This window comes from Corynebacterium sp. HMSC05D08 (genome assembly GCF_001807215.1).
GTDB lineage: Bacteria > Actinomycetota > Actinomycetes > Mycobacteriales > Mycobacteriaceae > Corynebacterium > Corynebacterium striatum.
Genome location: NZ_KV788353.1, coordinates 42,816 through 65,251, shown reverse-complemented (window position 1 = coordinate 65,251; position 22,436 = coordinate 42,816). Strand labels below are relative to the sequence as shown.

The 22,436-nt window shown below is 61.1% G+C and carries 20 protein-coding genes; 10 read left to right on the top strand and 10 right to left on the bottom strand.

The window, feature by feature from the left end; genetic code table 11:
- Positions 1-59: 59 nt before the first annotated feature.
- The 7 genes from HMPREF3148_RS10880 to HMPREF3148_RS10850 form a co-directional block, all read right to left on the bottom strand.
- Positions 60-1,760, bottom strand: coding sequence for a dipeptide ABC transporter ATP-binding protein (locus HMPREF3148_RS10880; protein WP_046645709.1), 1,701 nt, complete (start codon positions 1,758-1,760; stop codon positions 60-62).
- The gene (locus HMPREF3148_RS10875; RefSeq protein WP_005531257.1) at positions 1,760-2,719 is read right to left on the bottom strand and encodes an ABC transporter permease; all 960 of its coding nucleotides are present in this window, start codon (positions 2,717-2,719) and stop codon (positions 1,760-1,762) included. Before HMPREF3148_RS10875 ends, HMPREF3148_RS10880 begins: the two co-directional genes overlap by 1 nt.
- On the bottom strand, positions 2,712-3,638 hold the full coding sequence (locus HMPREF3148_RS10870; protein WP_005531255.1) for an ABC transporter permease: 927 nt from the start codon (positions 3,636-3,638) through the stop codon (positions 2,712-2,714). The genes HMPREF3148_RS10875 and HMPREF3148_RS10870 overlap by 8 nt, the downstream gene beginning before the upstream one ends.
- A gap of 395 nt (positions 3,639-4,033) precedes the next feature.
- Positions 4,034-5,608 carry a peptide ABC transporter substrate-binding protein gene (locus tag HMPREF3148_RS10865; protein ID WP_049151271.1) on the bottom strand — a complete coding sequence of 525 codons (1,575 nt, stop codon included), beginning with the start codon at positions 5,606-5,608 and terminating at the stop codon, positions 4,034-4,036.
- A 256-nt stretch (positions 5,609-5,864) separates the two neighbouring features.
- The gene (locus HMPREF3148_RS10860; RefSeq protein ID WP_049147264.1) at positions 5,865-7,463 is read right to left on the bottom strand and encodes a peptide ABC transporter substrate-binding protein; all 1,599 of its coding nucleotides are present in this window, start codon (positions 7,461-7,463) and stop codon (positions 5,865-5,867) included.
- Positions 7,464-7,698: 235 nt separating this feature from the next.
- On the bottom strand, positions 7,699-8,634 hold the full coding sequence (locus HMPREF3148_RS10855; protein ID WP_070509123.1) for an alpha/beta fold hydrolase: 936 nt from the start codon (positions 8,632-8,634) through the stop codon (positions 7,699-7,701).
- 163 nt (positions 8,635-8,797) lie between these two features.
- Positions 8,798-9,292, bottom strand: a complete 495-nt coding sequence (locus HMPREF3148_RS10850) for a phage holin family protein (protein WP_005531246.1) — start codon at positions 9,290-9,292, stop codon at positions 8,798-8,800.
- A 109-nt stretch (positions 9,293-9,401) separates the two neighbouring features.
- On the opposite strand from HMPREF3148_RS10850, the gene HMPREF3148_RS10845 reads away from it, so the two are divergent.
- Positions 9,402-10,115 (top strand): hypothetical protein, encoded by a 714-nt coding sequence (locus tag HMPREF3148_RS10845; RefSeq protein ID WP_049062467.1) that lies wholly within the window; start codon positions 9,402-9,404, stop codon positions 10,113-10,115.
- On the opposite strand, the gene HMPREF3148_RS10840 is transcribed toward HMPREF3148_RS10845, so the two are convergent.
- Entirely contained in the window at positions 10,112-11,011 is a 900-nt protein-coding gene (locus tag HMPREF3148_RS10840) for an HAD family hydrolase (RefSeq protein ID WP_371440711.1), read from the bottom strand. The two genes, HMPREF3148_RS10845 and HMPREF3148_RS10840, sit on opposite strands and share 4 nt — an antisense overlap.
- A gap of 419 nt (positions 11,012-11,430) precedes the next feature.
- Here HMPREF3148_RS10840 and ssd point away from each other — a divergent pair, with 419 nt between their 5' ends.
- The 7 genes from ssd to HMPREF3148_RS10805 all read left to right on the top strand — a co-directional run bounded on the left by ssd (position 11,431) and on the right by HMPREF3148_RS10805 (position 15,794).
- Positions 11,431-12,456 (top strand): septum site-determining protein Ssd, encoded by a 1,026-nt coding sequence (gene ssd / locus HMPREF3148_RS10835; protein WP_070509121.1) that lies wholly within the window; start codon positions 11,431-11,433, stop codon positions 12,454-12,456.
- Positions 12,453-13,598 (top strand): TadA family conjugal transfer-associated ATPase, encoded by a 1,146-nt coding sequence (locus HMPREF3148_RS10830; protein WP_049062464.1) that lies wholly within the window; start codon positions 12,453-12,455, stop codon positions 13,596-13,598. Before ssd ends, HMPREF3148_RS10830 begins: the two co-directional genes overlap by 4 nt.
- A 32-nt stretch (positions 13,599-13,630) precedes the next feature.
- Positions 13,631-14,368 carry a type II secretion system F family protein gene (locus HMPREF3148_RS10825; protein ID WP_236081525.1) on the top strand — a complete coding sequence of 246 codons (738 nt, stop codon included), beginning with the start codon at positions 13,631-13,633 and terminating at the stop codon, positions 14,366-14,368.
- Positions 14,365-14,895: a type II secretion system F family protein gene (locus HMPREF3148_RS10820; protein ID WP_005531240.1), complete on the top strand. Its 531-nt coding sequence runs from the start codon at positions 14,365-14,367 to the stop codon at positions 14,893-14,895. The genes HMPREF3148_RS10825 and HMPREF3148_RS10820 overlap by 4 nt, the downstream gene beginning before the upstream one ends.
- Positions 14,896-14,961: 66 nt before the next feature.
- Positions 14,962-15,153, top strand: a complete 192-nt coding sequence (locus HMPREF3148_RS10815; RefSeq protein WP_005531238.1) for a DUF4244 domain-containing protein — start codon at positions 14,962-14,964, stop codon at positions 15,151-15,153.
- Positions 15,154-15,156: 3 nt separating this feature from the next.
- Complete coding sequence (locus HMPREF3148_RS10810) at positions 15,157-15,474, top strand: hypothetical protein (RefSeq protein WP_005531236.1); 318 nt, start codon at positions 15,157-15,159, stop codon at positions 15,472-15,474.
- The gene (locus HMPREF3148_RS10805; RefSeq protein ID WP_005531234.1) at positions 15,471-15,794 is read left to right on the top strand and encodes an Rv3654c family TadE-like protein; all 324 of its coding nucleotides are present in this window, start codon (positions 15,471-15,473) and stop codon (positions 15,792-15,794) included. Before HMPREF3148_RS10810 ends, HMPREF3148_RS10805 begins: the two co-directional genes overlap by 4 nt.
- On the opposite strand, the gene HMPREF3148_RS10800 is transcribed toward HMPREF3148_RS10805, so the two are convergent.
- Positions 15,791-18,154 carry a DEAD/DEAH box helicase gene (locus HMPREF3148_RS10800; RefSeq protein ID WP_049151265.1) on the bottom strand — a complete coding sequence of 788 codons (2,364 nt, stop codon included), beginning with the start codon at positions 18,152-18,154 and terminating at the stop codon, positions 15,791-15,793. The two genes, HMPREF3148_RS10805 and HMPREF3148_RS10800, sit on opposite strands and share 4 nt — an antisense overlap.
- A gap of 189 nt (positions 18,155-18,343) precedes the next feature.
- On the opposite strand from HMPREF3148_RS10800, the gene HMPREF3148_RS10795 reads away from it, so the two are divergent.
- A complete protein-coding gene (locus HMPREF3148_RS10795; protein ID WP_005531231.1) occupies positions 18,344-18,547 on the top strand; it encodes a cold-shock protein in 204 nt (67 codons plus the stop codon).
- A 36-nt stretch (positions 18,548-18,583) separates the two neighbouring features.
- On the opposite strand, the gene HMPREF3148_RS10790 is transcribed toward HMPREF3148_RS10795, so the two are convergent.
- Positions 18,584-19,213 carry a DedA family protein gene (locus tag HMPREF3148_RS10790; protein ID WP_049147268.1) on the bottom strand — a complete coding sequence of 210 codons (630 nt, stop codon included), beginning with the start codon at positions 19,211-19,213 and terminating at the stop codon, positions 18,584-18,586.
- 279 nt (positions 19,214-19,492) lie between these two features.
- On the opposite strand from HMPREF3148_RS10790, the gene topA reads away from it, so the two are divergent.
- The gene (topA, locus tag HMPREF3148_RS10785) at positions 19,493-22,435 is read left to right on the top strand and encodes a type I DNA topoisomerase (RefSeq protein ID WP_049151263.1); all 2,943 of its coding nucleotides are present in this window, start codon (positions 19,493-19,495) and stop codon (positions 22,433-22,435) included.
- Position 22,436: the final 1 nt, after the last annotated feature.

The window sequence follows — 22,436 nt, the reverse complement described above, 5'->3', positions numbered from 1 at the left end:
ACGTAATGAATCCTCGGAGCCCTCCGGTGGAACTTCTTATAACGAAATGGGGGGAGGTGTTACTCCTTGGCTAATCCGAGGTTGGAGCCAGTGCCGATCTCGAGGTGCATGCCCGGAACCGAGTTGATGAGGTTGCGGGTGTATTCCTCTTGTGGGTCGTTGAATATGGAATCGGAGGTGCCTGCCTCCATGACTTGGCCCTTCTTCATAACCACAATGTCATCGGCCGTCTGGCGGACAACTGCCAGATCGTGCGTGATGAAGAGGTAAGACAGCTTTAGCTCAGACTGCAGCTCGGCCAGCAGCTGGATGATCTGGTTCTGCACCAGAACGTCCAGTGCGGAGACTGCCTCGTCGAGGACGATGACCTCTGGGCGCAGCGCCAAGGCGCGGGCGATGGCGATACGCTGGCGCTGACCGCCGGAGAGCTCGTTCGGGTAGCGGCGCATCGCAGAACGCGGCATGGCCACCATGTCGAGCAGCTCAGCCACGCGGGCCTCACGCTCCTTACGGCTTCCCACCTTGTGCAGAGCCAGCGGCTCTTCGATGCACTTGAAGATGGAGTACATCGGGTCCAGGGAGCCATACGGGTTCTGGAAGACGACCTGCATCTTGCGGCGCAGGTTGAACAGTTCCTTCTTGGAGAGCTTGGAAGTGTCTTTGCCTTCGAACTCGATGGTGCCGGAGGTCGGCTCCAGCAGGCCCAGGACCATGTTGGCCACGGTGGACTTACCCGAACCGGACTCGCCCACGAGCGCCATGGTGGTGCCGCGGCGGATGTCGAAGGAGACATCGTCAACTGCCTTAAGCAGCTTCTTCTCGCCGCGCTGACCACGAATATCAAATTCCTTGGTCAGGTTGCGTACGGAGATGACGGTTTCTTCCTCAATGTTGGCAGCGTGGCTTGCAGTGCCGGTCTTGAGCTCCTCGGTCTCGATTCCGGCTTCTTGGGCCGCACGGATGCGGGAGGAAGCGAGGGAAGGAGCCGCGGTGACCAGACGGCGGGTGTAGGGGTGCTCAGGGTCGCGCAGGATGTCTCGCGAGGGGCCAGATTCCACGATGCGGCCGCGGTGCATAACGATGAGGTGCTCAGCACGCTCTGCCGCGAGGCCCAAGTCGTGGGTGATGAACAGAACCGCGTTGCCGAGGGACTCGGTGAGGTGCTCGAGGTGGTCCAGGATGGTCTTCTGCACGGTCACGTCGAGTGCCGAGGTCGGCTCGTCGGCGATAAGAAGCTTCGGGCGAGCGGCCAGGCCGATACCGATGAGCGCGCGCTGGCGCATACCACCGGAGAACTCGTGCGGGTACTGCTTGGCGCGACGCTCGGCGTCGGGAAGCCCAGCTTCCTCAAGGATCTCCACCACGCGCTTCTCGCGCTCGGAACCCTCAACCACGTTGTTGGCCTTGAGGGATTCCTCAACCTGGGTGCCAATACGCCACACCGGGTTCAGGTTGGACATTGGATCCTGCGGGACCAAGCCGATCTTGTTGCCGCGGAGGGCTTCGAACTGCTTGTTGTTGTAGTGGGTGATGTCCTCGCCCTCGAAGAGGATCTGACCCTTGGTGACCTTGCCGGTGCCCGGTAGAAGGCCCAGGATGGACATAGCGGTGGTGGACTTACCGGAGCCGGACTCGCCCACGATTGCCACGGACTGGCCTGGGTAGATGCTCAGGTTGACACCACGAACTGCCTCGACGGTACCGGTGGAGGTCTCGAAGGAGATGTGGACGTCCTTCATTTCAAGTAGCGGCTTATTCATTAGCGATTCCTTGCCTTCGGGTCGAGGGCGTCGCGAACGACGTCACCCATCATGATGAAGCTCAGAACGGTCAGGCCCAGGGCGCCTGCCGGGTAGAACAGGACGGCCGGGTTAACACGCAGGGAAGCCTGTGCGTCAGAGATGTCTCCGCCCCAGGAGACGAACGTGGACGGCAGACCGATGCCCAGGAAGGACAGGGTTGCCTCGGCGACGATGTAGGTACCCAGCGCCACGGTGGCGTAGGAAATAATCGGCGCTGCAGCGTTCGGCAGGATGTGGCTGAAGAGGATGTGGATGTTCGACGCGCCGATAGAGCGCGCGGACTGCACGTATTCCTCGTTCTTGATGGAGACCACGGCGCCACGCGTAATACGGGCGATGGAGACCCAGCCGAACAGACCAAGGACCAAGACCACCGTGATGATGGTGCGGTGCTCCTTGAACATCTGCATAACAACGATTGCCGCCAGAACCAGCGGAATAGCGAAGAAGATATCGGTGATGCGGGAGAGAACGGAGTCAATCCATCCACCGAAGAAGCCGGCTACGGCGCCCACTAGGGCGCCGATGATGACCACGAGAATCGTGGTCAGCACGCCCACGGTGACAGAGGCACGTGCGCCATAGATGACGCGAGCGTAGATGTCGCAACCTTGGCGGTTAAATCCGAAGGGGTGACCGGACTCGGCAGGAGCGAGCGACTTAGACAGCTCGCACATGCGTGGATCGGTGTTGGTGAACAGACCTGGGAACAGCGCCAGCAGGACTGCGATAACGATCATGGTGGCCGCAACCCAGAACAGCGGGCGGCGGCGCAGGTAGCGCCATGCCTCTCCCCATTGGGAAGAAGGAGCAGACTCGTCCTTGACGGCGTCGACAGCGCCGAGACCGGTTTCGTCGACCTCGTTGACGTAGTGCTCTTGGCCAGGGTACTGAGTAGTCTTTTCGAAATTAGGCATAACGGATCCTCGGGTCGAGTACTGCGTAGAGGAGGTCAACCAGCAGGTTGGCGATGATGTAGATGATCACCAAGACCGTGGTGAAGGAAACGATGGTGGTCGGCTCACCACGCAGGATGGCCTGGTACATGGTTCCGCCAACGCCGTTGATGCCGAAGATGCCCTCGGTAACGATGGCACCGGTCATCAGGGAGCCGATGTCGGCACCGATGAAGGTAGCCACTGGAATCAGGGAGTTGCGCAGGACGTGGCGGCGGGTGACGGCACCACTGGAAAGGCCCTTTGCGCGGGCGGTACGCACGTAGTCTGCGCGGAGGTTCTCAGCAACAGACTGGCGGGTCAGGCGGATGACATATGCCAAGGAGAGCGCACCCAGCACCATTGCTGGCATGAGGAGCGACTCAAAGCTGGCCTTCGCGCCCACCGTCACCGGAAGGAGCTGCCATTTAATACCCACGAGGTACTGGAAGACAAAGCCGATGACGAAGGAAGGCACTGCGATGACGAGCAGGGAAGCGACCAGGACGGTGGAATCGAAGATTCCTCCGCGGCGCATACCGGCGATGACGCCGAACAGGATGCCGAAGACTGTTTCAAAGACAATGGCCATGAGAGTGAGCTTCACCGTAACTGGGAAAGCATTGGCCATAACTTCGGTGACGGGGATTCCGGAGAAGGTGGTTCCGAAGTCCAGCATGAAAATGCCCTTGATGTAGAGCAGGTACTGGACAATAAATGGCTTGTCGAGGTTGTATTCGGCCTCGATCCTAGCGCGAGCTGCCTCGGTGAGACCGCGGTCGCCGCCCAGGGCTTCGACCGGATCACCGGGCATCAAGAAGACAAGTGCGTAGATGAGGAGGGTAGCTCCGAAGAACACCGGAATCATCTGGAGCACTCGTCGCCCGATATAGCGCAACATAGTGTTGTCCTTTACTAGTTGTGAGCATGCGCTTGCCGACGCCGCGCGACCGAGAAGGTCGCGACCCTGGGGAAGGGTTGTGGCAGAGGCTGCTACGCGTGTCTTGAGAGTTTGCCTGTCGTGGCTACAGGGAATCCTAGTTTGTGATCTCGCTCAATGAGTAATCTCTGAATCTGTGCGCATCACAGAAAAGTGTGGTTTCTAGTGGTTGGCAGGTTGGTATATTTTAGCCGCTGGTAGCCGCGTAAATGTGGAATATGCAGGCATTTTCAATTTATTCATGGGGGTAAAAATAGGGGCACCCCCATCTGTCCTTGAAACGACAGATGGGGGTGCCCTTTGCCCTATGTGGTGAGCAGGCTCACCCTATATTGGGCGATGCTGCTGCGGAAAGGCTAGGCCTTAGAAATCTCCCAGAACGGGATAGTGCCGTTCCAGCTGACCGCGACGTTGTTGACGGACTCGGACCAACCGATCGTGGTGTTCGGGTACCACAGCGGGACGGCGGGCAGATCCTCGAAAAGGATCTGCTGGATTTGCTCGTTAACCTTTACGGCCTCTTCGGGGGAGCTGGACGCTGCCTTGTCGATGAGGGAGTCGAGCTCTGGGTTGGAGTAGTCGGCATCGTTGTTGCCGGCGCCGGTGCCGTACAGGGGGCCGATAAAGGCGCTGGTGGCCGGGTAGTCGGCGGACCAGCTGGATCGGGTTGCGCCCTTAGCGGTGCGGTTCTTAACTTCGTCACGGAAGGACTTGAAGTCAGGGTACGGATTACCCACGGACTCGATGCCCAGAGCGTTCTTGATGGAGTTTGCCACGGCGTCGACCCAAGCCTTGTTGTTGCCGTCAGCGTTGTAGGAAATCGGCAGCGTCCCTTCGAACTTGCTGATCTTGTCCGCCTTGTCCCACAGCTCCTTCGCCTTGGCGGGATCGTAGTTGAGCACGTCGGAGCCCTTGATGGAGTCGTTGTAGTTCGGGATCGCCGGCGAGGTGAAGTCCTTGGCTGCGGTTGCGGTGCCCTTGTAGATGACCTCGGTGATCTCGTCGCGGTTGATGGCGTGGGAGATGGCCTGGCGGCGCAGCTTGCCCTCTTCACCAGAGAAGTGGTCGAGGTTTTCGTTAAGGGTCAAAGCAACCTGGCGGGCGGAGGCGTCGGAAGTGGAACGGCCGGCGAGCTCCTGCTCGTAAGTGGAGAATGCGGAGTCTGGGATGGCATCCAATACGTCGAGGTTGCCGGAGAGCAGGTCAGCGTAGGCGGCGTCGCCTTGGGCGTAGAAGGTGAACTTCACGCCTTCGTTCTGAGCTGTGCGCTCGCCGGTGTACTCCGGGTTCTTGACCACTGTGGCGTCAACGTTGTGGTTCCAGGAATCCAGCATGTATGGGCCGTTGCCGATTGGGTTTTCGCCATAACCATCGATGTCGGCGAAGGCGGACTCGTGCATCGGGAAGTAGGCGTCGTAGCCCAGGCGGCTGACGAAGTCGGCGTCGGGTGCGGCCAGCTCGATGGTGAAGGTGGAGTCATCGATGACCTTCAGTCCCTCCATGGACTTAGCGCCCTCTTTGTAGCCCTTGATCATTTCGAAGAAGTACGCGTTGTTGAAGTTCTTCTCAACGGCGTAGTTCCACGTATCGACGAAGTCCTTCGAAGTGACCGGCGAGCCATCGGAGAACTTGGTGTCCTTGAGCTTGACTGTGAAGACAGTGTTGTCCTTGTTTGGCTCGATGGACTCGGCGACGTCCATGTGGGTCTCGCCGGCGTTGTCGTAGTAGACCAAGCCGGCATAGATCAGCTTGGTTAGGCGTCCGCCACCATTTTCGTTGGTGTTTGCCGGGATTAGCGGGTTCTGCGGCTCCGCTCCGTTGGCCAAGACGATTCCGTCAGAGGAACCGCCGTTGTCGGAGGAGCCGCAAGCAGCCAGGGAAACCGAGGCCGTGGCTACGGCTAGGAAAGCGAGAGTCTTCTTGAGATTCATGCAGTTGTACCTTTCACGCGGTGCGTAGGGAAACATCGCATTTAGACTAGAAGCACTGCATAGAAGATCCAAAAATTAGCGGGATGAAAGTTATTCTTGCTTCCGAGCATGCAACGGCGGAAAACCGTGCATATTTTATGAATAAGACTCAGGAAATGGCGAAGCTAAGGGGGCGTCGCCAAGCGAACAAAAAGCTCCGTCTCCCAGACAGGAGACGGAGCTTTGCGTTGCGCGAGTCTAAAGCTTAACGCAGAACTTAGTTCTTGGTGATCTCGTAGTAGACCGGGACGCCCTTCCAGTTGAAGGAAGCGTTGCTTACAGCCTCGGAGAAGCCACCAGTGGCGTTCGGGTACCACAGCGGGATGGCTGGGAGATCTTCGAACAGCAGCGACTGAGCCTCGTTGTACTTCTTAGCGGCCTCTTCCTGGGAGGAGGACTTTGCAGCCTCAACGAGCAGCTTGTCGAACTCTTCGTTGGCGTAGTCACCGTCGTTCGAGGAACCGCCGGTCTGGTACAGCGGAGCAAGGAAGTTGCCCAGGGATGGGTAGTCTGCCTGCCAACCGGTACGGAAAGCGGTCTTGATGGTGCGGTTGGTTACCTCGTCACGCAGGGACTTGAAGTCTGGGTAAGGAGCGCCAACGGCCTCGATGCCCAGGGTGTTCTTGATGGAGTTGGACACTGCATCAACCCAGCTCTTGTGGCCACCGTCAGAGTTGTAGGCAATCTCGAAGGACGGGGAAGCCCACTTGTTGATCTTGTCAGCCTCAGCCCACAGCTTCTTAGCCTTCTCTGGGTCGTACTTCACGACTTCGTTGCCCTTGATGTCCTCGGAGTAACCCGGGAGAACTGGGGAGGTGAAGTCCTTGGCAGGAGTGCGAGTGCCCTTGAAGATGGTCTCGGTGATCTCCTCGCGGTTGATTGCGTAGGAGATGGCCTGGCGGCGCAGCTTGCCCTCTTCACCGGAGAAGTGCTCGAGGTTCTCGCCGATGGTGAAGGACTGGAAGCCAGCGTAAGGCTGGTTGACTGCACGGTCGCCGAGGTCAGCCTCGTAGACGTCGAAAGCGGAGTCCGGAATGGAGTCTAGGAGATCCAGGTTGCCGGAGAGTAGATCAGCGTAAGCGGCGTCGTTGTCGGTGTAGAAGACGAACTTCACGCCGTCGTTGGCAACCTTCTGGCCACCCTTGTATTCCTCGTTAGGAACGACGGTTGCGTCCTGGTTGTGGTTCCACTCGGAGAGCTTGTATGGGCCGTTGCCGATTGGGTTCTGGCCGAAGGCGTCCATGTCCTCGAAAGCAGACTCGTGCAGCGGGTAGAACGCGGAGTAGCCGAGCTGAGCCGGGAAGTCCTGCTCTGGGTTGGTCAGGGTAACGGTGAAAGTCAGATCGTCGACGACCTTGAGGCCCTCGAGCTCCTTGACGCCTTCCTTGTAGCCCTTGATGTTGCCGAAGAAGGATGCGTTGAGCTGGTCGTTTGCTACGGCGTAGTTCCAAGCGTCAACGAAGTTCTTTGCGGTAACCGGGGAGCCGTCGGAGAAGTTGGTCTCCTTGAGCTTGATGGTGAACTCGGTGTTGTCATCGTTGGGCTCGATGGACTCGGCGATTTCGTTTTGAGTCTTGCCCTCGGAGTCGTAGTACACGAGGCCGGAGTAGATGGAGTCAACGATGCGGCCACCGCCGGTCTCATTGGTGTTTGCAGGAATCAGCGGGTTTTGTGGCTCGCTGCCCCAAGCGGTGATTAGGTTGTCGCCGCTAGCGGATCCACCTGCGGCGCTGTCGTTGCTGTCGCTGCCACATGCCGCGAGGGTAAGGGCTACGGAAGCTGCCGATACGACAGCAAGCGTCTTTTTGATCGTCATAAGGGGGAGAGACCTCCGAATTGCGTAGAGCATTGGATGAACATTTGCGAACCTTTTAGGTTTGAAATGAAGTTACCTTGTGTTCACGCACACATTCAAGAGTTTGTAATTTATAAACATGTGATAAAAACTATAAGTCGCTAGTTAGTATCCCGTGAACTGGGATTTTAGGCTTAATAATAAAGAAAAAGCCACCCCCTGTGTGGGGTGGCGCTCGGGATAGATTAACTGTTACTTATTTCGCACATTCCCAATCATGCGAGTTGAGCCATTCGCTGACCATCGTTGCGAAGGCTGCGGGCGACTCAATGTGGGGCAGGTTCTTGGTCTGAGCGATGGTGGCGTTCCGGAACGCGCTTGCCGTGCGTTTCTCGGCGCGACGCAGGAGTGGGCGCCACAGTTGTTGCTTGGGATGCAGGTACAAAACCGGCGCTTCGACCTTCGAGTCGATCCAGCTTAACGGTGGCACGGCGGTGCGCATGCGGTGGTTCCACAGGATCCCTCGGCGGACGTTTCCTATCTGCGAGGCTTGAATGCGCAGCTTGGCGACGTCGCCCCGGCGCTCAGCTGGGAACTTTGAATCCGTGTTGAGGGCCAGCTCCTTTTCATAAGTGGAGGGACGCATTAAGGGGTTATGCCGGCGGATGGGCCCTGCTAGGCGGCATAGGCCTGCGCGCAGTAGCAGCCACCCGAAGTCCCATGGGCGGGCGGCCATGGCGCGGCGCAGATCGACGGGGTGGGACGCGGAAACAGAGACTAGTCCCAAGGTACGTTCGGGGCGTTCGCAGGCCACGGCCCATGCAATGGCACCACCGGAATCTGCACCGACTAGGTATGCGGAATCGTGGCCCAATGCCTGGATGGCGCCCGTGATGTCACCGACCATCGCGCGAATGTCCTGGCCTACCTCCACTGGGGGCTTGTCCGACATTCCGAAACCGCGCATATCGAGGGCAGCGACGTGGAAGCCTTGCTCAGCAATGGGGGCGATGACGTCCTTGAAATCGAACCACCCGCCGAAGGAGCTATGCAGGAGGAGGACGAGCGGATCGCTCGGTGACCCAGCGGTCGCTGCATGCAGCCTGATGCCACGGGTGTGCACAAACTCGTGCGTGAAGGGGCCTTCGAGCTCAACTACTGAAGGGGGCAACGGCGCAGGAGTCTGGGCCATGGGAACGGTTTCCTTTCTTTCCTTGCCTTATAAAAGCTAAACCCGCCCGAGCTGGGGAGCTCGGGCGGAGAGATTCAGCCTCGGGCGGAGAAGATCAGCCTCGGGCGGAGAAGACAAGCCTCGGGCGGAGACAAGTGAAGTTGGAAAGTGCTGCTAAATGGTTTTAGGTGTACAGGCCGCGTTCAACGGACTTGGTTGCCTTGCCTGGGACTAACTTCTTGAGTTCCTTGGTGGACTGGATGGTCTTCTCAGGTGCCTTAACCTTCTTGATGTTCTTGAAGCCGATAAAGCCCACGATGGCTGCGAGAACCAGCATGATGAGGAAGACGATCAGGAACGCTGCCCAGCGATCGAGCCAGAGGTCGAGCAGCTCCGCAAGGAAGAAGAAAAAGAAGAAAGAGCTGTACAGCGCGATGGTGCCAGCGACGCCGAACATGCCAGCACCGATGCCGCCCTTCTTGGCGGATTGAGCAAGCTCGGTCTTGGCGAGCTCAACCTCGGAGCGGACGAGCTGAGACATCTGCTCGGTAGCGTTGGAGACCAGCTGTCCCACGGATACCTCACCGGGCCTCGAGGTATCTGCATCGCTGAGCGGGATAGCATTGACCTTCGGTGCGAATTGGTCCGATCCGTCAGTGAATAGTCCGTCGTTGCTCACGGTTAGTAACTCCTAGCGTTTGTCTAAATCTGTAGTGGCCATAGTAGTGAAACCTGACAACTGCGTGTGTGGGGAATCGCAGAGGCCGCACAGGTCTATCCTAGAGGATATGGCAGAAAATGACCCGTTGGCCCCGCTCTTTGCATTGCCTGGGGTGGAAAATGCGGCTGCGCAAGCGGTTCAGAAAATTTCTCGCGCACATCGCCGCCCGGCGGGTTTACGGAAATTCGATGTTATTTCCGCAGAGTCCGCGATGCGCGGCGCACGGGCCGCGGTGTTCGTCGAAGGCCTAAATATCTCCCCGAATTTGCAGCCCGAAGATGCGGCCGACGGGCCCCTTGCAAACGCTATTAGTGCCTACTCGGTGCTGGCGCCCGAGGTGCAATCGACTACTGTGCGCACCTTTGCGCGCTCGCCGCTCCAAGTTCTCGCGCGACTCGACGTTGCGGCGGGCGGAACAGGCATTCCGGCGGCGTCGGGCGCCGCGCGTGTCCAAGCCTTGGCGCGTCTCATCAGCAGTGGTAGCGGAATGATTTTTGACCGGTTGCTCCCAGTGGTGTTGCATGCGGAGCTCGCTGCCTACGGCGTCTTCGGCTCGCGCAGTCACCTCATCGGCATGGTTGCAGCCCGCATCGCGGCGATACACAGTGGCTTCGACCCGCGTGGCTTTGCGGTCCCCGAAACCTACTACAACCGCCACCGCGATGAGTATTGGGAAGCCATCAGCGCTTATCCGGAGCAGCCTGGCAAAACTTTGGAGTTTCTGCTTAAGGCATGGGCTGCGGGCGGGGAAGAAGCGGACGGCATCGCGCGGTCGGCCTAGGCGCTGTTCTCGGGTTCCCAGAAGGCCGAGGGGCGTTGGGACAGCCACAGGCCAGCCGCCACAACTGCGGCGATTCCGGCCACTACTGCGGAACCGATGCCTACTTCCTTCGCGCCGGGCATCGTAAAGAGGGGGACCGGGTCCTTGAAAGTGCGGATGTCCCAGCCTTGTTCCAAGGCGTGCTTTTTCATGTGTCGGTCAGGATTGACCGCAACGGGGTGGCCCACCATTGCGAGCATCGGGATGTCTGTGGCCGAATCGGAGTATGCATAGGACTCGCCAAGATCGACCCCCAGTTCCTCCGCGATGTCACTTATTGATTGCGCCTTGGCAGGCCCCTTGCAATAGAAGAGGATTTCCCCGGTAAAGCGGCCGTCGCTTTCTTCTAGCTCGGTGGCTGCCACGCGCGTGATGCCGAGCTCCTTGGCGATGGGGCGCACCAGCGCTGATGCGGAAGCTGAGATGATGACCACCTCGTGGCCCGCCGATTGATGGAACGTGATGAGCTCGCGGGCCTCGGCATAAATGGCCGGGGTGACCACGTTGTGCATCGTCTCAGCCACGATGTTGTGGACCTCATCCACCGACCAACCTGCGACCATTGCTGCTAACTGGTCGCGGGTGGCGTCCATCTGTTCGCTGGATTGGCCTGCAAACATGTAGCCCGCTTTTGCAATCGACATTTGCAGGGCTTCCGACGGCGTGATGAGTCCGTTGTGCATGAACTCCTTGCCGAAGGCGAATGCGGAGGAAGTGGCGATAATGGTTTTATCCAGATCGAAGAAAGCAGCCACGCGGGAATCACCGCTGGGCACGGAGGAATCGGCAGCGGTGGAGGCGGCTTCCGTGCCGATAGCTTCAGCACGGTGGGGATCGGGAATCATACTGTGACCAATGTTAAGGGTGTTACGCGGTGGCGGCAAGGTTGGCGGAACTTTGTGATTTCTCTCGTTAGGCAATTGGTCTGGGGCCTTGGGTGCCTTGCGCCGTGGTTGCTGTTGTCAATGGCCCGCTTCCATGCCATAATGAGCGGTGCAAGGCCCCGATATACTGTGCGGCCTGCCCCGGCTCACCCCCCCGATGCCGGGTTACCGATGACCCGCGCACACCCCCCCGAGGCGCGGGTCATCATCTATTTCCGCCCTGTTTGTGCACGCGAAGGTCAAGGCAAAGGAAAGCACAAAACGGCTGTTTTCCACACATATTTGCTGACACGTCACGCTGCATCGCTACAACGCGTTTCCAATAGGTGCGTTATCCACAGCGAGAAAATTGCCTCTAGAAACAGCGGCTATGTCACCCGCAGGCTTAAGGCATGAGTTCACAAGACGTCACCATCGCCATCGCCGTGGGAGATTCCGCGTTGCGCGCCGAGGTTCTTGCAGCAGCCGCTGCTACCAGCGTGCACGTCACCACGGTGGAAGACCCACGCGACTTTCCGCGGCACCTGCCCAAGGCCAGCGTTGTCATCGCAGACAAGCTCACCGCGGCTCTCGTGGCCAAACACAGCGTTGCCCCGGTTTTCTTCGTTGTGGCCGACCCCGGCCCCATTGACTACGAGGCCGCGATGAAATGCCGCAGCGCCGAAGCCTTCATCGTGCCTGCTGAGTCGAAGCAGCTCTTGAGTGCGCTTGCGGATCAGGTGAGCCCACGTGAGCAAAGCGGCGGCTCTTTCGCGCTCGCAGTGGTTGGCGCAGCCGGGGGAGTGGGCACATCTACCTTTGCCTATGCGCTCGCGGTGGAGGCGGGAGCAGGGCTGCTCGTCGACGCCGCTCCTTACTCCGGTGGGCTCGATCTTCTCGCTGGCATCGAGGAGGAACCAGGGGCAAGGTGGCCGGATCTTGCAGCGGGAAGTGGCGCCGTAAACGCCACGGACCTGCATCGGGCGGTGCCGCGGCACGGAAACCTGGGGGTGCTGGCGGCGTCGCGAAGCGCACATGCGCAGGTAGCGACCCTTAAGCCAGCGCGGCGCGAGGCCATTTTCCAAGCAGCTGCGTTGCACCCACAAGGTGCTGTCTTTGATGCCGCGCCGGGCGATATTCCGCAAGTCTGTGAACACGTGATCATCGTCTGTGCTGCCGAGGTGCGCTCCGCCGCGGCGTGTGCACAGCTGGTTGGGGAGCTGCGTGCGCAGCAGATGGCGTGCAGTGTTGTGGTTCGGCATCGGCAGTGGTCGGGGCTTGAGCCAGAGGATATTGCGAACATCGTGCACTGCGACCCGATTGCGGAGATTCCCACTGTGCGCGGGTTGACCAAGGCCGTGGAGACAGGCGGTTTGCGCAGCATACCGCGCCTGTTGCGCGCAGCTGCCCAGCGAGTGATCGACGAGGTGCTTTCATGAGTAACACCAGCCTCCTAGATAAACTGCGCGGAATTGTGGCTGCCGAGCCGGAGCTCGTGGCCGACACCACGGCGCTGGCCCGGCGTATCCGGGCAGAGGCAGGCGTCATCAGTGATGGCGATGTTCTCGACCTTTTGCGCCGCCTGCGCCATGACTCGCTTGGGCTCGGGGTGCTGGAACCGATTCTGGCGCAGCCGGGGCTGAGCGACGTTGTGGTCAACGGTCCACGCAGTTGCTTCATCGACCGTGGCAGCGGCTTGGAGCCGGTGCCCGTCAGCTTTGCCAGCGACGCCGAGGTACGCCAGCTTGCCACCCGCCTCGCGTCGGTGGCGGGTGTGCGCCTCGATGACGCACAGCCTTTCGCCGATGGAAGGCTCGCGCGGCCCGATGGCACAGCCCTGCGCCTGCACGCGCTGCTTGCCCCGCCTTCTGCGGGCGGCACCTGCATTAGCTTGCGCGTGCTCCGCCAAGCACAAACGAGCCTTGACCAACTGGTGGCAAGCGGCAGCATCGCAGCAGAGGTCGAGCCCCTGCTGCGGGCGATTGTGGAACGCCACGCTTCCTTCCTGGTCATTGGCGGAACGGGAGCGGGCAAGACTACTTTGCTCTCAGCGATGCTGGGTACGGTGCCAGACTCTGAGCGCATCCTCGTTATTGAGGACACCGCGGAGCTTGCGCCTTTGCATCCGCACGTGGTGACGCTGGTGGCGCGGCGCGCTAACGCGGAAGGCCGCGGTGAAATCACGATGGCGCGGCTCCTGCAGCAATCGCTGCGCATGCGCCCCGACCGCATTGTGGTGGGAGAAATTCGCGGAGCGGAAGTTGTGGATTTGCTTGCCGCGCTCAACACCGGCCACGACGGCGGTGCTGGGACCCTGCACGCGAACTCGGTTTGGGAGGTACCAGCGCGCATGGAGGCCCTCGCCGGGCTCGGCGGTTTGGATCGCGACGCACTGCACTCGCAGCTGGCGGCGGCGGTACACGTGGTGCTTGCGATGGAACGGCGGCCAGAGGGCCGGCGCCTGGCGCACATCGGGCTGCTCGAAGGAAACCCCGTGGTGCCCGAGCTTATCTGGAGCATCGATACCGGCAAGGGGCCCGGTTACGGGGACTTCGCTGAGCGCCTGGGGGTTGCACCATGACCTTCTTACTCCTAACGGGAGCGGCCCTTGTGATGCAGCCTCCGGTAGCTCGCCGGCTGCAGCCAGGCAACGCGCGGACTCGCCCTGCCGGGCTACTTGTGGTTCCGGTGGTCTTCTGCGGGGTGCTCGGCTGCTACGTATTCGGGCGTGTCAGCGTCGCAGTGGCCGTGTTGTTCGTTGTGGTCTGTGCGGTCTGGTACATCCGCGACGTCAATCAAGCCCGCCAAGCCCGGCGCGGTCGGGAACATCTGGCTACCTTCCTCGGCACGGTTGCCGCGGATCTCAGGGCGGGTGCCACCACGGCGGGTGCGTTGCAACGCGGTGTGAACTCGGTCCCTGCAGAATGCCCCGCGGCAGTGCGGCTTCCGCTTCAAACTGCGGCTGGAATGGCTGCTCACGGTGGGCATATTCACGCCCCGCTCGTGGAGGCCGCGGACCCGGCGGTAGTGCGCCTTGGCCACGTCATACGCATGTCGACGGCACACGGGGTCGCGCTCGCAAATCTTATCGAGCAGGCCCAGGCCCAGCTCGATGCCGCGCGCCGCCACGCCAAATCCACGGAGTCTTCGCTGCAGGGCCCACAGGCCACCGCACTTATCCTGGCCTGTTTGCCGTTGGCCGGCATCGCGATGGGAGGGGCGATGGGCGCGGATTCACTATCGTTCCTGTTAGGCGGGGGATTAGGGGGCCTGCTTCTCGACGTCGGTGTGGCCCTTGCCTGTGCAGGCTTTGCCTGGTCGCGCTACATCCTGCGGAGGGCTGCGGCATGATGACCTTGCTTTGTCTGGCCCTAGCGCTTCTTATTCCCACGGCCCCGCCGCTGCGTCGTCTCGTGCGGCCAAAGACGCCACGCGATGGGCCGCGGCAGCAGCCAGCGCCTCTTGATGTTGCGGCTGACCTCGAGCTCTTCGCGGTGTGCGTGGAGGCGGGCCTGTCGGTGCGCGATGCGTTGGCTGGGGTGGCGTCGACAAGCGCCTGCCCCGCGTGGCAGGAAGCTGCCGCGCTGCTGGGGGTTGGTGCGCCGATGTCTTCGGCCATCGCGGTCCTGCGTGAACAACCGCAGTTGGCGGATCTGGCGGGTCTGCTTGAGCTCTCGGGTGAATCCGGCGCCGCGATTGCCGCGGGCTGTCACCGCCTGGTGGAGACGCTGCGCGCGGAGGCCGCCGCGAATGCTGTGGCACGCGCTGAGCGCGCCGGGGTATTCATCGCGGTTCCGCTAGCCGTGTGCTTTCTGCCAGCGTTCATCGTCTTGGGGCTCGTGCCCGTGATTATCAGCCTGGGGACCCAGCTGCTTTAGCAACCTATCCACTAATACGAATCTCACACATCAACTACAGAAACCAGCACTACAAAGGAGAAAGATATGAAAGTTCTAGCTACTCGCATGAAAGCCGTCTTAGGCAACGACGAGGGTATGTCGACGATCGAATACGCCATGGGCTCACTCGCTGCTGCGGCGCTGGCTGCGGTACTTTATGCAGTCATCAATGGCGGACAGGTTCCCGACGCCATCGAATCCATCATCACCGACGCGCTCTCCAATACTCCGCGCTAGGCTATGCAACTCATCCGCATCCTGCGTAATGACACGGGCTCGGTCACCATCGAGGCGGCTCTGGGGTTAAGTTCGCTGGTCATCGTGGCCGCGGGCGCAGTCGCCGGGGTGGCAACGATGGCGGCACACCTCGCGGCTGTCGACGCCGCTGGGGCAGCTGCCCGTGCACATGCCATCGGGGAGCCCTTCTCGAGTGACGGGGCAAGCGTCGACGTTGCTGAGCATGGCGGGCTCGTGACCGCACAAGCCACGGTGCCGGCCCCGCTCGGGTCGATGAAGGCGCGTGCTGTGTTCCCTGCTGAGATCGGGTCCACGCGATGAACCGCTGGCATAACTCCGATGCTGGCTATGCCACCGTGGCCAATGCGGGCATCATCGTGGCCATCGTGTCCCTCTTGCTCGGCGTCACCGCCGTAGCGGGGCGGGTGGCTGCGCGCCACGAAGCGCAGGTTGCGGCGGACATGGCTGCCGTGGCGGCTGCTTGGGACCACGCCCGGGGCAGGGACGCGTGCGCCCAGGCGCGGGAGACGGCCGCGCACAACGAATCGACGCTGCGGGAGTGCCGAGTGGTCGAACGCGACGTCATCGTCACCGTTGCCGTACGGCGGGTGGAGGCGGTGGCGCGGGCCGGGCCTGTCTAAGCGTCGGCAGGCATGGGCCCTGATTGCGTCATCGTCACCAGCGCGCCCAACAGCTTGATGGCGCCTGCCTTGTCCAGCGGGTTGTTGCCGTTGCCGCACTTCGGTGACTGCACGCAGGACGGGCAGCCCGACTCGCACGGGCAGGAGACCACCGTCTCGTAGGTGGTGGCTATCCACTCGGGGAAGCGGCGGAAGCCCTCGTCGGCAAAGCCGGCGCCGCCGGGGTGACCGTCGTACACAAACACCGTGGGCAAGCCCGTGTCCGCATGCTGCGCGGTAGAGACGCCGCCGATATCCCACCGGTCACATGTTGCAATCAGCGGCAGCAGACCGATGGCGGCGTGCTCCGCCGCGTGCAAGGTGCCAGGCGTATCCGCTGCGGTGACGCCCATCGCTGCAAGTGCCAGCGGATTGATGGTGTACGCCACCGCGCGGGTATGCAGGCGCTGTTGCGGCATCTCCAGGGCAATGTCATCGCCCACCGTGCCATCAGGCAAACGCACCTGATAACCCGTCACTTGGTCGATGACCTCTACCTCGACGTTGGCTACCCACAGCCCCGGCGCGTAGTTCACCAGTTCGTCGGCCTCGCGCACGATTCGAATATCCGTGGTCGAGCGCGGGGTCGTGGTGTACTCCGGGGTGTCCGGCTTAGCCAGCGCCAGGTAGTCGGCGAAGTGCAGCTCCTCGATGACGTAGCTCTCGCCCTGGTGCAGATACACCGCGCCGGGATGGACCTGGCTGGCGGCGCGTGCGGCGTCGATTGTGCCGAGCAAACGCCCGTCAGAAGCATCCACGATCATGACCTCTTCGCCCGAACCACCGCGCAGCGACACCGCCGCGTGGGCAGTCTCCGGCGTGAGCTCCTCCCCAGCCGGAATCGGCGCGGCGAACCATCCGCGGTCGCGGCGGCGCAGCAGCCCCCGCTCCGCCAGAGCATGCACCACGTCGTGCGCCCCGAGCTGCTCGATTTCCGCATCCTGGAGCGGCTTCTCGACGGCCGCGCAGTAGACGTGCCCGAACAGGATATAGGGATTCGCCGGGTTGAACACGCTCGTCTCAACTGGCTTGCCCAGCAGCGCGTCAGGGTGGTGCACCAGGTAGGTATCCATCGGCTCGTCGCGTGCCACCAACACCACCACGGAGCCTTGCCCGCGCCTGCCCGCGCGGCCTGCTTGCTGCCAAAAACTTGCCACCGTGCCCGGAAACCCCGCGGTGATGACGGCATCCAATCCGCCCACATCGATACCTAGTTCCAGCGCCGAAGTCGTCGCCACGCCCAACAACTCACCGGAATCGAGGGCCTTTTCCAACTTGCGCCTGTCTTCTGCCAGGTAGCCCGCGCGATACGCAGCGATGCGGCGGGCGAAATCCGGCCGGCCCAACGCGCCCGAAAGGTCTTCCGCCGTGCGTAGCGCCACTACCTCCGCGGCGCGCCGGGAACGCACGAAAGTCAAGGTGCGCGCGCCCTCTGCCACGAAGGTCGCCATCATTCCGGCAGCTTCCGTGGTCGCGGCGCGGCGAACCGGGGCGCCGTTTTCGCCTTCAGCGCCTTCAATGAAGCCCGGCTCCCACAACGCCACCGTTCGCGCGCCCGTCGGCGCACCGTCCTCGGTCACCTCGCGGGTTTTACGCCCCGTCAAACGCTGCGTATGGATGGCCGGGTCCTTCATTGTGGCGGAGGCAGAAATGACCACTGGGCGCGCTCCGTAGTGATCGCACAGCCTTAATAGGCGGCGCAACACCAGCGCCACGTTCGCGCCAAAGACCCCGCGGTAGGAGTGGCACTCGTCGATCACAATGAAGCGCAGATGCCGCAGGAAGCGCGCCCAGCGCTGGTGGGAGGCCAGCATCGACATATGAATCATGTCCGGGTTGGAGAAAATGAACCGCGCGTCATCCCTGATTCCGGCGCGCGCCTCGGTGGGAGTATCGCCGTCGTAAGGCGCGGCAACCATCCCGTGCAGCTCCTCGACCTCCCTGCACATCTGCGAAACGGAGTGCAGCTGGTCCGAGCCCAGCGCCTTTGTGGGGGTGAGATACAACGCGCACGCAGTAGGGTCACTTGCCAACGCAGTGAGGATGGGAAGCAGGTATCCCAAGGACTTGCCCGAAGACGTGCCTGTGGCCACCACGACGTCGTTTCCCTGCCAGGCGCGCTCGGCTACCGCGACCTGATGGGAGTAGAGCTTGTGCACGTCACGGCCCTCAAGGAAGGTGCGCAGCCCAGGGAGAACCCATTCGGGCCACGGCGCATAGCTGGCCGTTTTCGCCGGCAGGGTGGTGGTGAAAGTGCATGTGGATTCGTCGTAGCGTCGCTGCAGGAGCTCGACGAGTTCTTCACCAAGAGGGTTGGTCACGCTACCCCCTTTCCCGAAAATCTTTTGCGTCAAACTATCGCCTACTGAACAAACGTGCCACACTGGGAGGCAGGCCGATGAATTCTTGGCTCAGTGTTTTTCTTTTTGTTAGTGCTGGCGAAGATTTGTTTTCCACAATCCAATTTTTCGTCCACACCGAGTGGACACTCACATAGAAGGTTTAACACCATGGCACAAGGTACCGTCAAGTTCTTCAACGCAGAAAAGGGCTACGGCTTTATCGAGATGGAAGATGGCTCCGGCGACATCTTCGTTCACTACTCCGAGATTCAGGGCAACGGCTTCCGTACCCTCGAAGAGAACCAGAAGGTCTCTTTCGAGGTAGCTGAGGGGCAGAAGGGCCTGCAGGCACAGAACGTGACTGCTCTCTAAAACTTTAATTCGCGCAACCCCTTAGGAATGATTTTCCTAGGGGGTTTCTGCGTATCCGCGGTGGGTATCCCACCATTCCAGCAGAGCGTTTTGAACCTTCTGTAGGCCAAAGCCGATGATGATTGCGGCGATAATACTGACCACCATCGCGAGCGCCGGCGAATCGGAGAAGGCCATACCTCCCACATAGCCAATGGCTAGCGCTTGGGCAGCCCAGATGGAGACGCCTATGGTGTCGAAGAAGAAAAACAGCGGCCACGGATAGCGCATCGAACCCAACAGAATGGTCATGAATAGTCGCGCTGAGGGAATGAAGCGGGCAATGATGATTGCGGCGCCACCGCCGCGGCGCATGTTGCGCTTGACCCACGCTAGGCCCTCGTAGGCTTTGGAGCCCTTTTGAACGCGGTTGACCAAGGCCATTAAGCGGGTTCCCAGAAGGAAACAGAGATTATCGCCCAGAATGGCTGCCACCAATGCGACGAAGAACATAGTGGGGACGTGCGGGTACCCCTGCGACGCGGACCAAGCACCCACCATATTGAGTGGGATTTCAGAGGGGAGGACGGGGAAGAAACAGTCTAGGAAGATTAGGCTTCCCACCAGCGGGTATACCCATTGGGTGAGCATGACCATTTCGATCCATGCGGTGACGGATGCAACCATCATTCCTCCCCATCGGGCGTGCTGTTCGTGTTAGTGTGCCTTTTATTGTGCCCTGTGCTGAGGCGCTGTCAGGAAACGTGGCCCCCAAAGCTACAGCTGGCTGTAAAGCGACCAGTATAACCGCGCTTAAACAAGGCAGCGCAGCTGCCCTAATAAGTACAGAGAAAAAGAACTGTGTACGCTATTGCTCAATTGCCTTTTATTGTGCGCGATCCTGAAGCGCTAAAAAGGGTTTGAAACAGCGACATGATATCGCGTCATCGAAAGGGATGAAGTCGAGTGGCAGAAGCAGCCGGGAAAACCCTGGTCATCGTCGAGTCAGCGACCAAGGCTAAGAAGATCCAGCCCTACCTAGGCGACAAATACATTGTTGAAGCCTCCGTGGGGCACATCCGCGATCTTCCACGCGGCGCTGCTGACGTCCCTGCGAAGTACAAGAAGGAATCCTGGGCCCGCCTCGGCGTGAACCCTGAGGACAACTTCACCCCGCTGTACGTCATCAGCCAGGAGAAAAAGAAGAAGGTCGCAGACCTCAAGGCCAAGCTGAAGCAGTGCGATCAGCTCTACCTCGCAACAGACCCGGACCGCGAGGGCGAAGCCATCGCTTGGCACCTGCTCGAGGTTCTCAAGCCCAAGGTCCCTGTGCGCCGAATGGTCTTCAACGAGATCACCAAGTCCGCCATCTTGGAGGCGGCAGAAAACACCCGTGAGCTCGACGAGAACCTCATCGATGCCCAGGAAACCCGCCGCATCCTTGACCGCCTCTACGGCTACGAGGTGTCCCCGGTTCTGTGGAAGAAGGTCATGCCGCGCCTGTCCGCCGGCCGCGTGCAGTCCGTTGCTACCCGCGTCATCGTCGAGCGCGAGCGTGAGCGCATGGCGTTCATCTCTGCTGAGTATTGGGACCTGACCGCTTCCCTGCAGACGCAGGGCAATGCTAAGGAGGAGTTCGACGCCCGCCTGACCGCCATCGACGGCAAGCGCGTTGCCTTGGGTCGTGACTTCGACGATAGGGGCCAGCTCAAGGGTGATGAGGTGGTCGTCGTCAAGCAGGCGCAGGCGCACGCGCTTGCCGACGCCCTCCAGGGCGCCACCTTCGACGTTTCCAGCGTCGAGCACAAGCCATATACCCGCAAGCCTTATGCGCCGTTCATGACTTCGACGCTGCAGCAGGAGGCAGGCCGTCGCCTGCACTACACCTCCGAGCGCACCATGCGTATCGCGCAGCGTCTCTACGAAAACGGTCACATCACCTATATGCGTACCGACTCGACCTCGCTGTCCAAGCAGGGGCTCAACGCCGCGCGTGGGGCCGCAAGCTCCATTTTTGGTTCGGAGTACGTCTCTGAGGCGCCGCGCATCTACGACCGCAAGGTGAAAAACTCCCAGGAGGCCCACGAGGCTATCCGCCCAGCCGGCGAGAAGTTCGCCACCCCGGGCGAGCTCTCCGGCAGGCTCGACGCGGAGGAGTTCAAGCTCTACGAGCTCATCTGGAAGCGCACCGTGGCTTCCCAGATGGCTGACGCCAAGGGCACCTCCATGAAGGTCACCGTGGCGTCCACCGCCACCACCTCCGAGGGCGCTCAGGACGTGGAGTTCTCTGCCACCGGCCGCACCATCACCTTCCCGGGCTTCCTCAAGGCTTACGAAGATGTGGCTGCCAAGAATTCCGACGGCGAGTCCCGCCTGCCGCACCTGGACGAGGGCGATGACCTCGCCGCCACCAAGGTGACAGCAGACGGCCACTCCACCAACCCGCCGGCTCGCTACACCGAGGCCAGCTTGGTTAAGAAGATGGAAGACCTAGGCATCGGCCGCCCGTCGACGTACGCCTCCATCATCAAGACCATCCAGGACCGCGGCTACGTGCTTTCCCGCGGCAACGCCCTGGTTCCGTCCTGGGTTGCCTTCGCGGTCATCGGCCTGATGGAAAACAACTTCACCGAGCTGGTGGACTACGACTTCACCTCCTCCATGGAGGACGAGCTCGACGCCATCGCCGCCGGCACCGAGAACGGAACCGACTGGCTCAATGGCTTCTACTTCGGCAACGCCGCAGCCAAGGACCAGAAGGCGGACTCGATTGCCCGCCACGGCGGTCTGAAGTCGCTCATCGACATCAACCTCGAGGCCATCGACGCCCGCCAGGTCAACTCGCTGAAGCTTTACACCGACTCGGAAGGCCGCGACGTCTTCGTGCGCGTGGGCCGCTATGGCCCGTACATCGAGCGCGTCGTGGGCACCAACGAGGACGGCACGCCTGAGTACCAGCGCGCCAACCTTTCTGAGACCACCACCCCGGATGAGCTCAACGAGGAGTTCGCAGAGAAGCTCTTCGCCACCCCGCAGGGCGGCCGCGAGCTGGGTGAGAACCCTGCTAACGGGCGCATGGTCGTGGCCAAGGAAGGCCGCTTTGGTCCTTACGTGACCGAGCAGGTGCGCGACGATGAGCGCGAAAAGGCCGAGGCCGAGGCCCTCGAGGTGGTCAAGCAGGAGCGCGAGGCCGAAGACAAGCAGCGCGCCGAGGAAGGCAAGCGCGCCAAGAACTGGGAGACCAAGACTGCGGAAAAGCAGAAGGAAAAGCGCATCGCCGAGTACATCGACGAAAAGCTCAAGCCGGGCACTGCTTCGCTGTTTAGCTCGATGGAGCCATCTTCTGTCACCTTGGAAGAGGCGCTCAAGCTGCTGTCCCTGCCGCGTGAGGTGGGCGTGGATCCTTCCGACAACGAAGTCATCACTGCGCAGAACGGCCGCTACGGCCCGTACCTGAAGAAGAGCAGTGATTCCCGCTCGCTGGCTAACGAAGAGCAGATCTTCTCCATCACCTTGGACGAGGCGCGCCGCATCTACGCGGAGCCGAAGCGCCGTGGCCGCGCCGCCGCGCAGCCGCCGCTGAAGCAGCTGGGTGACAATGACGTCTCCGGCAAGCCGATGTCCGTCAAGGATGGCCGCTTCGGCCCGTACGTCACCGACGGCACCACGAATGCTTCGCTGCGCCGCGGCGACGATCCAGCAACGCTTACCGACGCCCGCGCCAACGAGCTGTTGTCCGAGCGCCGTGCCAAGGAAGCCGCGGATGGCGGTAAGAAGACCACCAAGAAGGCTGGGAAGAAGTCGACCAAAAAATCGACCAAGAAATCCACGAAGAAGGCAACCAAGAAGTCGGCGAAGAAGCCTTCGCCAGGCACTAAAAACGTGGTCAAGGCAGGCAGCCGCAAGTAGC

Bases quoted from the DNA above. Each gene is read 5' to 3' on its own strand.
- HMPREF3148_RS10880 (WP_046645709.1), bottom strand. From the start codon at position 1,760: ATGAATAAGCCGCTACTTGAAATGAAGGACGTCCACATCTCCTTCGAG.
- HMPREF3148_RS10875 (WP_005531257.1), bottom strand. From the start codon at position 2,719: ATGCCTAATTTCGAAAAGACTACTCAGTACCCTGGCCAAGAGCACTAC.
- HMPREF3148_RS10870 (WP_005531255.1), bottom strand. From the start codon at position 3,638: ATGTTGCGCTATATCGGGCGACGAGTGCTCCAGATGATTCCGGTGTTC.
- HMPREF3148_RS10865 (WP_049151271.1), bottom strand. From the start codon at position 5,608: ATGAATCTCAAGAAGACTCTCGCTTTCCTAGCCGTAGCCACGGCCTCG.
- HMPREF3148_RS10860 (WP_049147264.1), bottom strand. From the start codon at position 7,463: ATGACGATCAAAAAGACGCTTGCTGTCGTATCGGCAGCTTCCGTAGCC.
- HMPREF3148_RS10855 (WP_070509123.1), bottom strand. From the start codon at position 8,634: ATGGCCCAGACTCCTGCGCCGTTGCCCCCTTCAGTAGTTGAGCTCGAA.
- HMPREF3148_RS10845 (WP_049062467.1), top strand. From the start codon at position 9,402: ATGGCAGAAAATGACCCGTTGGCCCCGCTCTTTGCATTGCCTGGGGTG.
- ssd (WP_070509121.1), top strand. From the start codon at position 11,431: ATGAGTTCACAAGACGTCACCATCGCCATCGCCGTGGGAGATTCCGCG.
- HMPREF3148_RS10830 (WP_049062464.1), top strand. From the start codon at position 12,453: ATGAGTAACACCAGCCTCCTAGATAAACTGCGCGGAATTGTGGCTGCC.
- HMPREF3148_RS10825 (WP_236081525.1), top strand. From the start codon at position 13,631: ATGCAGCCTCCGGTAGCTCGCCGGCTGCAGCCAGGCAACGCGCGGACT.
- HMPREF3148_RS10820 (WP_005531240.1), top strand. From the start codon at position 14,365: ATGATGACCTTGCTTTGTCTGGCCCTAGCGCTTCTTATTCCCACGGCC.
- HMPREF3148_RS10815 (WP_005531238.1), top strand. From the start codon at position 14,962: ATGAAAGTTCTAGCTACTCGCATGAAAGCCGTCTTAGGCAACGACGAG.
- HMPREF3148_RS10810 (WP_005531236.1), top strand. From the start codon at position 15,157: ATGCAACTCATCCGCATCCTGCGTAATGACACGGGCTCGGTCACCATC.
- HMPREF3148_RS10805 (WP_005531234.1), top strand. From the start codon at position 15,471: ATGAACCGCTGGCATAACTCCGATGCTGGCTATGCCACCGTGGCCAAT.
- HMPREF3148_RS10795 (WP_005531231.1), top strand. From the start codon at position 18,344: ATGGCACAAGGTACCGTCAAGTTCTTCAACGCAGAAAAGGGCTACGGC.
- HMPREF3148_RS10790 (WP_049147268.1), bottom strand. From the start codon at position 19,213: ATGGTTGCATCCGTCACCGCATGGATCGAAATGGTCATGCTCACCCAA.